The organism is Clostridium sp. K13, from assembly GCF_019734195.1.
GTDB lineage: Bacteria > Bacillota > Clostridia > Clostridiales > Clostridiaceae > Clostridium.
Genome location: NZ_JAASHM010000021.1, coordinates 57,732 through 70,635, shown reverse-complemented (window position 1 = coordinate 70,635; position 12,904 = coordinate 57,732). Strand labels below are relative to the sequence as shown.

The 12,904-nt window shown below is 29.7% G+C and carries 8 protein-coding genes; all 8 read left to right on the top strand.

From position 1 onward, the window contains the following. Nucleotides 1–47: 47 nt before the first annotated feature. The 8 genes from aroA (at nucleotide 48) to HCG76_RS12280 (ending at nucleotide 12,748) form a co-directional block, all read left to right on the top strand. A complete protein-coding gene (gene aroA, locus HCG76_RS12315; RefSeq protein WP_221701042.1) occupies nucleotides 48–1,343 on the top strand; it encodes a 3-phosphoshikimate 1-carboxyvinyltransferase in 1,296 nt (431 codons plus the stop codon). After that, nucleotides 1,321–2,397 (top strand): chorismate synthase, encoded by a 1,077-nt coding sequence (gene aroC, locus HCG76_RS12310; protein ID WP_221701043.1) that lies wholly within the window; start codon nucleotides 1,321–1,323, stop codon nucleotides 2,395–2,397. Before aroA ends, aroC begins: the two co-directional genes overlap by 23 nt. Nucleotides 2,398–2,435: 38 nt before the next feature. Next, on the top strand, nucleotides 2,436–3,593 hold the full coding sequence (gene pheA, locus HCG76_RS12305; protein WP_221701044.1) for a prephenate dehydratase: 1,158 nt from the start codon (nucleotides 2,436–2,438) through the stop codon (nucleotides 3,591–3,593). Nucleotides 3,594–3,629: 36 nt separating this feature from the next. Next, nucleotides 3,630–4,445 (top strand): shikimate dehydrogenase, encoded by an 816-nt coding sequence (gene aroE, locus HCG76_RS12300; protein WP_221701045.1) that lies wholly within the window; start codon nucleotides 3,630–3,632, stop codon nucleotides 4,443–4,445. A gap of 19 nt (nucleotides 4,446–4,464) precedes the next feature. Continuing rightward, the gene (locus HCG76_RS12295) at nucleotides 4,465–4,965 is read left to right on the top strand and encodes a shikimate kinase (protein ID WP_221701053.1); all 501 of its coding nucleotides are present in this window, start codon (nucleotides 4,465–4,467) and stop codon (nucleotides 4,963–4,965) included. Nucleotides 4,966–5,057: 92 nt separating this feature from the next. After that, the gene (gene aroF / locus HCG76_RS12290; RefSeq protein ID WP_221701046.1) at nucleotides 5,058–6,071 is read left to right on the top strand and encodes a 3-deoxy-7-phosphoheptulonate synthase; all 1,014 of its coding nucleotides are present in this window, start codon (nucleotides 5,058–5,060) and stop codon (nucleotides 6,069–6,071) included. Between the two features lie 285 nt (nucleotides 6,072–6,356). Beyond that, the gene (locus HCG76_RS12285; protein WP_221701047.1) at nucleotides 6,357–7,190 is read left to right on the top strand and encodes a prephenate dehydrogenase; all 834 of its coding nucleotides are present in this window, start codon (nucleotides 6,357–6,359) and stop codon (nucleotides 7,188–7,190) included. Between the two features lie 245 nt (nucleotides 7,191–7,435). Beyond that, on the top strand, nucleotides 7,436–12,748 hold the full coding sequence (locus tag HCG76_RS12280; RefSeq protein ID WP_221701048.1) for a beta-N-acetylglucosaminidase domain-containing protein: 5,313 nt from the start codon (nucleotides 7,436–7,438) through the stop codon (nucleotides 12,746–12,748). The last annotated feature ends 156 nt before the right edge of the window (nucleotides 12,749–12,904 follow it).

The window sequence follows — 12,904 nt, the reverse complement described above, 5'->3', positions numbered from 1 at the left end:
AGGGGCTCCCCTGAGGCAAGATACCGGAGCAATGGAGGAAGTGTGATATGGCAGATTTAAAGTTAGTTCCATCTAAACTAAAAGGAGAAGTTAAAATTCCTCCTTCAAAAAGTATGGCACATAGAGCAATTATTTGTGCAGCTTTAAGTGATGGATTATGTATTATAGAAAATATAGATTATTCAGATGATATTATAGCAACTATTGCAGCAATGAATTCATTGGGAGCTACAATAGTAAAATATAAAAATCATATAGAGGTAATAGGGGCATATGGAAATTCTAAAAAGCCACAGGAAAGTAGAGTTATTGATTGTAATGAATCTGGATCAACTTTAAGATTTTTAGTTCCTATTTCACTATTATTTAAAGGTAGCAATAAATTTATAGGTAGAGGTAATTTAGGAAAAAGGCCATTAACTACTTATTATAATATATTTGATAATCAAGGAATTGAATATTCTTATGAAGAAGGTAACCTTAATTTAGTTATAAATGGAGAATTAAAGCCTGGAACCTTTGAAGTAGAAGGTAATGTAAGTTCTCAATTCATAACTGGCTTACTATTTACATTACCATTGTTAAAGGAAGATTCTAAAATTATAATTACTACTGAAATGGAGTCTAAGGGATATATTGATTTAACATTAAGGGCAATGAATGATTTTGGAATAGAAGTAATTAATAATGATTATAGAGAGTTTATTATTAAGGGAAATCAAAAATATAAGGCAATAAATTATAGAGTTGAGGGAGATTATTCTCAAGCTGCATTTTTCTTATCAGCAGATGCATTAGGTAATGATGTATTATGTAAGGATTTAGATTTAAATTCTCTTCAGGGCGATAAAGAAGTAATTGATATATTAGAAAGAATGAATGTTGTATTTAAAGCAAATGATATAGGGGTAAGTGCTACTCTTAATGGAGAGTTAAAGAGTACAGTAATTGATGGAAGTCAATGTCCAGATATTATACCTGTACTTACATCTGTAGCTGCTTTAACAAATGGTACAACAGAAATAATAAATGCAGGAAGATTAAGAATTAAAGAATGTGATAGACTTGCGGCAGTAACATCAGAGTTAAATAAATTAGGTGCTAAAATAATTGAAAAAGAAGATGGATTAATAGTTACAGGAGTAGAAAAATTACAAGGTGGAGTAGAAGTGTGGAGTCATAAAGATCATAGAATAGCAATGACTTTAGCAATTGCTTCTACAAGATGTAAAGAGCCAATAGTAATAAAAGATTATGAATGTATAGCAAAATCTTATCCAAACTTCTTTGAGGATTTCAAAGCTTTAGGAGGAAATGTACATGAGTGGAATGTGGGGAAGTAATATAAGAATATCTATTTTTGGAGAATCTCATGGAAATGCAATAGGAATTAATATCGATGGATTACCTTCAGGGTTCCCTATTGATATGGATAAGGTAATGGTAGAAATGGGAAGAAGAGCACCAGGAAAAAGTCCATTATCAACGCCAAGAAAAGAAGGAGATATTCCAGAAATATTAAGTGGGTATTTTGAAGGAAAAACCACAGGAACACCACTTTGTGCAATAATAAGAAATTCTAATACGAAATCTAAAGATTATTCAAAGCTTAAAGATGTAATGAGACCAGGACATGCAGATTATACAGGTTGTATAAGATATGATGGTTTTAATGATTACAGAGGTGGAGGTCATTTTTCGGGAAGAATTACTGCACCTTTAGTATTTGCAGGAGCTATTTGTAAGCAAATATTACAATCAAAAGGAGTAATTATTTCAGCTCATGTTAATTCTATAGGAAGTGTTAATGATAAAAGCTTCTTAGAATGTGATATAACTGAAGAGTTAATAGAGTCATTTAAAGGTAAAGAATTACCTTTAATTAATTCAAACTTAGAAGATTCTATGAGAGAAGAGGTTATGAATGCAAGAAAAGATATGGATTCTATTGGTGGAACTATAGAATGTGCAGTTTTAGGTATAAAGCCTGGAGTTGGTAATCCATTCTTTGATTCAGTAGAATCAACATTAGCTCACTTAATGTTTTCAGTTCCTGCAGTTAAGGGAATTGAATTTGGAAAAGGCTTTGATATTTCTAGGATGAGAGGTTCGGAAGCTAATGATGAATATTATTTAGATGGTAAAAATATTAAAACAAAAACTAATAATAATGGTGGAATTTTAGGTGGAATAACTAATGGAATGCCAATAATTTTCAATGTTGCAATTAAGCCAACAGCATCAATATTCAAGGAACAAAATACTGTTAATATAGCTACTATGGAAGAAACTAAGCTTAGTATAGAAGGAAGACATGATCCATGTATAGTTCAAAGAGCTCTTCCAGTTATAGAAGCGGTAACAGCTATTGGAATTTTAGAATTGGTGAATAGTTGAAAAAGTAATTTGTAGCTAAATAAAGGTGGTGAATCAGAGTGGATCTTTCAGAATGCAGGAAAGAAATTGACAAGATAGATAAAGAGTTAGTTGAGTTATTTGAAAGAAGAATGAATGTTGCAATAAAGGTAGCAGAATATAAAATAGAAAATAATCTTCCTATTCTTAATGAAGCTAGAGAAGCTGAAGTTATAGAAAAGAATATTAATAGGCTTAATAATAAAGAATATTCAAAGCTTACTGAAAAATTTTTTACTAATTTAATGGAGTTAAGTAGAAGTCTTCAAGGAAATATGTTTAATTCTAATGAAGATAATAATAGAGAGTTAATAGAAGAAAATATATCAAATAATGAAAATAAAAGAGATTTAGAAAATATTAAGATTGGTTATCAAGGTGTCAAAGGCTCTTTTAGTGAAGAAGCAATGATTAAATATTTTGGTGAAAATCATACAACTACTGATTATGAAGAATTTGAAGATGTATTTTTAGCCTTAAAAAATAATAAAATTGATTATGGAATATTACCAATAGAGAATTCATGTACAGGAGCAATAACTACTGTTTATGATTTATTAGCTAAGTATGGTCTATATATAGTTGGAGAAGAGTGTATAAAAATAGATCAGAATTTAATTGGAATAAAGGGAACTAAACTTGAAGATATAAAAGAAGTATATTCTCATCCTCAAGGCTTTGAACAAAGTAGAGAGTTTTTAAGTAATTATAATAACTTAAAGCTTATACCATTTCATAATACAGCAATAAGTGCTAAATATATTTCAGAAATTAATGATAAGTCAAAGGCAGCCATTGCAAGTTTAAGAGCAGCAGAAATATATGGTTTAGATGTAATCAAAAATGAAATAAATGATAAAGATAATAATCATACAAAGTTTATTATAATAGGAAGAAAGTTAGAATCATCAAATGAATGTAATAAGATTACGGTAGTGTTTTCACTAGATGATAAGTCGGGTACCCTATATAATCTTTTAAGACATTTTGCAGAAAATAATATTAATATGATTAAGATAGAATCAAGGCCAAGTAAAAATGAGCCTTGGCAATATCTTTTATATGTAGATTTTGAAGGCAATGTAGAAAATGATGATGTAAAAAAAGCAATTAAGCTAATTGAAGGAAAAAGTGAATACTTTAAATTACTTGGAAACTACAAGAAGGTTAGTTGCTAGGATTATGGAAAGTAACTAATCAAAGGGGGTGTTTAAATGCAGTTCTATGGATTGTTAGGTGAAAAGTTAAGTCATAGCTTATCCCCAAGAATCAATAAGATAATACTAGAAAAGAATAATACTGAAGGTGCATATAAATTATTTGAAATTCCTAAAGATAGATTAGAAGATTTTGTAGAGTCAGTAAAACTACTTAAGATAAAAGGATTTAATGTTACAATTCCATATAAAGAAAGTATAATGGAATATTTAGATTATATTTCAGATGAAGCAACTAGAATAGGTGCTGTTAACACAGTTATGTTAAGGGAAAATAAACTTTATGGTTATAATACTGATTATTTTGGAATTGGAGTTATGATTAAGAGTAAAAATATTGAACTGAAAAATAAAACTGCAGTTATACTAGGTTCTGGTGGTGCTTGTAAGGCTGTAATTACTTATTTATTAGATAATGATATAGAAAAAATATATATAGTAAGTAGGACACCAGAAAGCATTAGTTTGAATATGTTAAATAAAAGGATATCTATAATTAATTATGATGAGTTAAATGAAATAAAAGGTAATCTAATAATTAATACAACACCAGTTGGAATGTATCCTAATGTTGATAAATCTGTAGTTAATGGTGACGTAGTTAAAAATTATGATGTGGCCGTAGATTTAGTATATAATCCTACACAAACTAAGTTTCTTCAACTAGCAACAGAACAAGGAAAGGTTGCTATAGGTGGATTGCATATGCTTGTTGGTCAGGCAGTAAAAAGTCAAGCTATATTTAATAATAAAGAAATAAGTGAAGAACTAATAAACTATATATATGATGATATATTAAAAGATTTTAAGTAGGAGTGTAAGTATGAAGGATATGGAGAAGAGTATTACACTGATAGGGTTACCTGGATGTGGAAAAACTACAGTAGGAAATTTACTTTCAGATAAACTGAATTATGAATTTATTGACATGGATTTTTATATTGAAAAGAAACAAGGAAAAACTATTATTGAGTTATTCAAAAATGGAGAAGATTATTTTAGAAGTATAGAAACTAAAACATGTAGAGAGCTTGGAGAAAAAGGAAAAACTATTATTTCTTCAGGTGGAGGGGTTGTTAAAAAAGCAATAAATATAGAGTATTTAAAGAATAATTCTATAGTAGTTTTTATTGATAGACCGGTAGAAAATATATTAAGTGATATAGAGGTTGAAAAGAGACCTTTACTAGCAAATGGTAAAGAAGTATTATATAAATTATATGATGAAAGATATAATCTTTATAAGAACTATTGTGATTATAGAGTGGAAAATACAGGAAGTCTTGATGAGATTGTAGATAAGATAGCTAATCTTATCTCAATTAAAATTTGATTATAAGTTAAATTAAAAGACAACTTAAAATTCCTTATAGTATAGGAGTAATTTGAAATATAAATTTAAAGTAGTATGGAGGTATGGTAGGAATGATTATTGTAATGAATCCTAAATGTAGTGAAAGAGAAATTAAAAATGTAGAAGGTGAATTAATTAAATTAGGGCTAGGTGTTAACCTTTCTCAAGGGTCAACATTTTGCATAATTGGTGTTGTTGGGGAAACAAGATGTATAGATGCAGATAAAATATTAACTTTTGATGGAGTTGATAAGGTATTAAAGGTTGAAGAGCCTTTTAAAAAGGCAAATAGATTGTTTAAGCCAGCGGATACAGTAGTTAATGTAAATGGAACTTTAATTGGTGGAAATAATCTTGGAATTATGGCTGGACCATGTTCTGTTGAAAGTGAAGAACAAATAATTGAAATAGCTAAATCAGTAAAAGAGTCAGGAGCAAACTTCTTAAGAGGTGGAGCTTTTAAACCAAGAACTTCACCTTATAGTTTCCAAGGATTAGAGCTTGAAGGATTAAATTTATTAAAAATTGCAAAAAGAGAAACTGGATTGCCAATAGTTACAGAAATAATGTCTACAGATTATATTGACGAATTTGTAAGAGATGTTGATGTAATTCAAGTTGGTGCTAGAAATATGCAAAACTTTGATTTATTAAAGCAACTTGGTAAAACAGATAAGCCAATTTTACTTAAGAGAGGTTTATCATCAACTATAGAAGAATGGCTTATGAGCGCTGAATATATAATGGCAGGTGGAAATGAAAATGTAATTCTTTGTGAAAGAGGTATAAGAACTTTTGAACCTTATACTAGAAACACATTAGATTTAAGTGCAATTCCAGTTGTTAAAAAGTTATCTCATTTACCAGTAATAGTAGATCCAAGTCATGCAGCAGGATACTGGCATTTAGTTGAACCACTAGCAAAGGCATCAATAGCAGCAGGAGCAGATGGACTTATGATAGAAGTTCATAATAATCCTCAATGTGCATTAAGTGATGGACAACAATCACTAAAACCAGAATTATTTAATAAAGTAATGCAAAAGGTAAAAGTTTTAGCTGAAATGGAAGGTAAAAGAATTTAGAAGGAGTCTTTGGAGAGAGGAAGGATTTATGTGAAAAATTGAAATAAATTGCGAACTAAAGCTTAAGTCTACAATTTAAGCAGAATCCCCCTAAAGTTAACGACTTGTAATACAAATTTGTAGCAGGAGTCGTTAACTATAAGTCGGAAAACTAAGAAAAACAGTGAAGAGAAAAAATTAATATTCCATTTTTCGTTCTCACTGTAGTTCGCAGTTTATTTCAGTTTACACATAGATTTTTAATAAGCTTAATCCAAAAACTCACACTATAACTTGGGGGTTATTATGAGAATTGTTATTGTAGGGCTTGGTGTTATTGGTGGTGGATATGCAATGGCACTTAAGGAAGCAGGTTATACTGAAGTTTATGGTATAGATAAAAGCAAGGAAACTCTTAAAAAGGCAAAGGCTTTAGGTATTATTAAGGAAGGATATGAAGATGAGCAGGAAATAGTTCAAAAGGCTGATTTGATTGTATTGGCTATTTATCCTAACTTAGTTAAAAATTTTATTATTAATAATAAGGAACATTTTAAAGATGGTGCAGTAATTACAGATGTTACAGGAATTAAGCAATTATTTATTAATGAGATAATTGAAATATTACCTGAAAATATTGACTTTGTTTTTGCACATCCTATGGCTGGTAGAGAAAAGAAGGGAATAGATTATGCTACAAATACAGTATTTAAAGGTGCTAATTTTTTAATAACGGTTATAGATAGAAATAAGGATGAAAATTTAGATTTAATTGAAAATTTAGCATACAAAATGGGGTTTAAGCATGTAAAGAGAATATGTCCTAAGTATCATGATGAGATGATTGCATTTACAAGTCAATTACCTCATGCACTTGCTGTAGCTTTGATAAATAGCGATGTTGAAGGTAGAAATACAGGAGAGTTTATAGGAGATAGTTATAGAGATTTAACTAGAATTGCAAATATAAACGAATCTTTATGGAGTCAGTTATTTTTAGGAAATAAGGAAAATTTACTTGAAGCAATTAATAATTTTGAAAAGGAATTAGATAAGATAAAACTTTCATTAGAAAGTGATGATAAGGAGAATTTAGAACAATTATTTATAAAATCTTCTATAAGAAGGGAAAAGTTATAGAAAACAAAGAACTTACAAATAATAAATTTTTTTATATTTATAGAAAAAATTTCATATAAATAGTTGAAATGTTATAATTTGTATTGTAAAATAATATTAATATAATATAGAAGTTAAATTTTAGCGTGCTATCAATAAGTGTTGAGCATTAGCTGAAAAGGAGTATTCTTGTCCTTTTCAGCTTTTTTTTATTATAAAAATTAAACTTCTACAAAATAAAATTATATTAAATGGGGGATAAAAAGATGATAAAAAGAACAAAAAAAGGGTTATCACTTTTAATTGCAGCTACAATAGCTGTATCTAATTTAATGTTACCAAGAGAAATATCTGCAACAGTGATTTCGAATACTGATTCAAATGCACCAATTGTAAATGAAGGATATGAAATTTATCCAGTTCCACAATCTTCAACTTATGAAAATACTAGTTTTAGTGTTGGAGATAGTGTAAACGTTGTATTTGAGAGTGGAGTAGATATATATACTCAAAATAGACTAAAGGAAGTATTGAATTTACATAATATTAATTTTAATATTTCTGATGAAATTGTAGGTGGAGCAACTAATATACTTATTGGAATTAATGAATCTAATGAAGTTGTTGATAATTACTTTAATACTCAAGTACCTCATGAAGAGCAATTTTTTGAAGAAAAAACAGATGCACATATAGTTTCTTCTAATGATAATGTAATTGGAGTATTAGGAGAAGATGCAGATAGTGCCTTTTATGGTGTAACTACTTTAAAGCATGTATTTAATCAATTAGAAAATAATGAAATTAAAGAATTTAGAATAGATGACTATTCAGATGTAGCATATCGTGGATTTATTGAGGGCTATTACGGAAATCCATGGTCTAATGACGATAGAGCAGATCTTATGACTTATGGTGGAGATTATAAATTAAATCAATATATATTTGCACCTAAGGATGATCCATATCACAATTCTAAGTGGAGGGAATTATACCCAGAAGAGGCGCTTCAAGGAATTAAAAAGTTAGCAGCTGCTGGTGAAGCAAGTAAAACTAGATACGTTTATGCATTACACCCTTTTATGCATAATGCTATTAAATTTGATACGGAAGAAAATTATCAAAATGACCTTAATATAATAAAAAAGAAGTTTACACAACTTTTAGAAGCGGGAGTTAGACAGTTTGGTATTTTAGCTGATGATGCAGGAGTTCCAGCTCAAGGACCAACAACATATGTAAAATTATTAAATGATTTAACAGTATGGTTAAGAGAACAACAAGAAACTTATCCAGATTTAAAAGATGATATCATCTTCTGTCCAAATGATTATATGGGATGGGGAGGTTCAGAGCAATTAAAAGAGGTTAATAAAGCTGGAGATAATGTTAGTATAGTAATGACAGGTGGTAAAATATGGGGAGAAGTTTCTCAAAACTTTGCTACAAGCTTTAAAAATAACATTGCATCAGAAGGACATGAGGGAAGAGCTCCTTATTTCTGGATAAACTGGCCTTGTTCAGATAACTCTAAGAAGCATTTAATTATGGGTGGTAATGATACATTCTTACATCCTGGGGTACAACCAGAATCAGTTAAGGGTATAGTACTAAACCCAATGCAACAAGCAGAAGCCAATAAATCAGCATTATTTGCAGTTGCAGATTATGCTTGGAATATTTGGTCTGATAAAGCTGGAGCAGATCAAAACTGGCAAGATTCATTTAAATATATGGATCATGGAACTGCAGAAGAAACAGCATCTTCTACAGCATTAAGAGAATTAAGTAAGCACATGATAAATCAAAACATGGATGGTCGTGTTACGGCATTACAAGAATCAGTAGAATTAGCACCAAAATTAAATGCATTTAAGGAAAAGTATGCAACTGGAGCTAGTATTAAAGAAGATGCAGAAGCTTTAATAGCAGAGTTTACAAAGTTAAAGGAATATGCTGCTTATTATAAAGAAAATCCAGGTAACACTCGTACTAGAGATCAAATAATTTACTGGTTAAATTGTTGGGAAGACACAACAACTGCTGCAATTGGATATTTAAAGGCTGCAATTGCTGCAGAAGAAGGGGATAATAATGAAACTTGGGCTCAATATTCAGAGGCACAAGCTGCATTTGAAAAATCTAAGACGTATGGATTCCATTATGTAGATCATACTGAATATGCTGAAGTAGGTGTACAACATATAGTTCCATTTATTAAATTTATGGGACAAAATCTTTCAAGTGTTGTAGGTTCAATTGTAGATCCAAGTAAGGTAATATCTACATTTATAACAAATAGAACAGATGCACCAGAAGGAAGCACAGATAATTTATTTGATAACAATCCACAAACTGAAATTGTTTATAAAAATCCAAATTCTGTTGCTGCAGGAACTTATGTTGGAGTTAAATACAATAAGCTTATAAAACTAAAAGATGTTGAAATTGTAATGGGTGCAAAAGCCAATGCAAATGATACAATGCAAGAAGCTAAAGTTCAATATACAGTAGATGGAAATAATTGGGTAGATATAAATGAAGAAGTATATTCTATGCCACAAAAAATTGTAATAGAAGGATTAGACTTAGAAGTTAAGGGAATTCGTGTAATTGCAACTAAAGATAGATCAAATACATGGTTAGGTATTAAGGATATTACTGTAAACAAGGGTGATATGGAATCAGCTGGAGGAGATACAGAAATAAATGCATCTCTTATAAGAACACCAGGCTGGGGAGTTTATAGCGGAAATGAATCTAATTTAACTGATGGTAATGATAATACAAGTGTTTGGTATAGAACACATACTGGTGATATGACTCGTGTAGGAGATTATATAGGTTTAGATTTAGGAAAAGTAATTCCAGTTGGAAAGGTTCACTTTGTAGTTGGAGCTGACAACGCAGATAAGTGGACAAAATATAAATTAGAATATTCTATTGATAATCAAGAGTGGACAACTTTCAAAGAATATGATGGTAAGGCTAGTGGAAAAGATAGTATTGATGAAGATTTACAAGGCATTGAAGCTAGATATGTAAGATTGACAAATATGAAGGAAGAACACAAATGGGTTAAATTCTCAGAATTTAATGTTGAAGCTTGTACTTCATTACCATCTTCTAAATATGTTTATACAAACACACAATTAGATGTAAAGTCAATTTTAGAAAGTGAAGAATTAACTAAGTTAGTAGCAAAAGAAAATATTACTTTAAATGAAGGCGAATATATTGGTATTAAACTAGGTCGTATAAAGGATTTAAAAGAAATAGCTTTAGATGTTTCTAATAATGATGGATTAAAATTACAAACATCTATGAATGCAGTAGAGTGGAATGATGTTACAGATAACTCAACTTTACAAGATGCTCGTTATGTTAGATTAATTGCTAATAAGAGCGTAACATTTGATTTAAATAAATTAGAAGTTAAATCAAATGAAGTTTACTCACCATCATTAGTAAGTGCATATACAGCATATAATACTGATCCAGCGGTAGTATTTGATGGAAACTTTAATACTGGTGTTAAATTTACAGCAGTACCTAGACAAGGAAATACTATAGTTTATGATTTAGGACAAACTATAAATGTAAATAACCTTAAATATGCTGTGTTAGATACAGAAAAGGATCATATTCGTGATGCTAAGATTCAATTATCTTTAGATGGACAAGAATGGAGTGATGTAATCACAATAGGTGATGGAGTTGCAAACTCACAAGAGGATATGGATTCAAAACCACAAGATAATGGATATACTCATGGTAGTTTATCAAATGGAATAGTTCCAATTTCACATAGTTATATGGATAGTGGAGAAATAAATCAAGAAGCTAGATATTTAAGAGTAGAATTTACTGCTAACTATGATCAGCGTTGGACTGTTATTAATGAATTCTTAATAAACAATGGAGAATATATTCCAACAGTTAATGATCCAACATTTGTTTCTAACCCAATAGAATTAAAGGGATTTGAACCACAAAACATTAAAGATGGAGATTTAACTAGTGCATATAAAGCAAATACTAATAATGGAGAAATAAAGAGCGGAAGCTTAACTTATAGATTATCTGAAAATACTGATGTTAAGAAGATAAACATTGTTCAAAGCGGAAGCAGTATTTCAAATGCTAAGGTAATGGTTAGAACTGGATATAATGAGGCTGGTGAAGAGGTTTGGAACCAAATTGGCGTATTAAATAAGAGCTTAAATGAAATAGTAAATACTAAGTATGATAATATTTTTGAAGTTAAGATTGAGTGGGAAGGAACAGCGCCTACTATTTATGAATTAATTACAATTAATGATTATGAAGTACCTAATATAAGTGACTTAGAAGACCTTATAGCTTCAAGTAATTATGTTCAAGAAGATTATACAGCTAACAGCTGGAATGCATATAATGAAGCGTTAGAAGCTGCAAAGAAGGTTGTTGAAAATCTTGGAAGTGCATCACAAGAAGACATTAATACTGCTAAGGAAAACTTAACAGTTGCAATAACTGAATTAGTTAATATTTCAGGATTAAATACCGTTATAAATCAAGGTAATGATATTATAAATGGTGATGTTCAATATACTGAAGAAACATTAAATGTTCTTAAGGAAGCAATAGCTAATGCAACTACAGTAGTAGAAAATGCTGCAGCAACAACAGAAGATGTTAATAGTGCTATTGAAGCAGTAGAAGCAGCTATTGATGGATTAATAGAAAAAGAAGAAGAAAGTAATGTAATAAACAAACATTTACAAATAGCTGTAGAAGAGGCTGAAAAAGTATCAGAAGCTGATCTCGAAAATGTTGTACCTGTAGTTGTTGAAGAATTTAAGGCTGCACTTGCAGAAGCTAAAGCAATATTAGGTAATAAAGATGCTACTCAAGAAGAAGTTAATACATCATTTGAAAGATTAAGTAAAGTAATGCAAATGTTAAGCTTTGAAAAGGGAAATAAGGAACACTTAATTTCATTAGTAGAAAAGATTAATTCATTAGAAAGTAATGATTATATTTCAGATACTTGGAATAAGCTTCAAGTAGTATTAGTAAAAGCTAATGGTGTAATTGCTGACCAAAATGCTATGGAAGAAGAAGTTACTAAAACTTATGATGAGTTATTAAGAGCATTCTTAGAATTAAGATTAAAACCAAGCAAAGATAGACTAGAAGATTTAATAAATAAAGCTGAAGGATTAGATTCAAATAAGTATACTAAAGACACATGGAATACATTAGTTTCAAAACTTAATTCAGCTAAAGTTGTGTTAGCAAATGATGATGCAACTGAAGAAGAGGTAATAAATGCAGAAAGAGAATTAAAGGGAGCTCTTGATGGATTAATTGCTAATGCAGATGATAACAATTCAAATAATAACAACAATAACTCTAATAATGGAGGAAATGGATCAAATAATAATAGCTCAAATAATGGAGGTACAGGAAACAATAATAATGGAAATAACAATGGAAAGTTACCTGCAACAGGAGGAACTTCATCAGTAGCAGCAGTATTATTAGGAGCTATAACAGCAGGAGTAGGTTCATTATTAAGAAGAAAGAAAAAATAATAAGTGTGATTGAAGACATACGTAGTAAGTAATCTTTAATAATAATTTATAAAAAATGGAGGATTCTAGTTTGAATCCTCCATTTTATTATTTAAATTCAAAGAATAGTAAGAGAAAAGTTAAATAATGTTATGAATAAAAGATAATAACACAGAT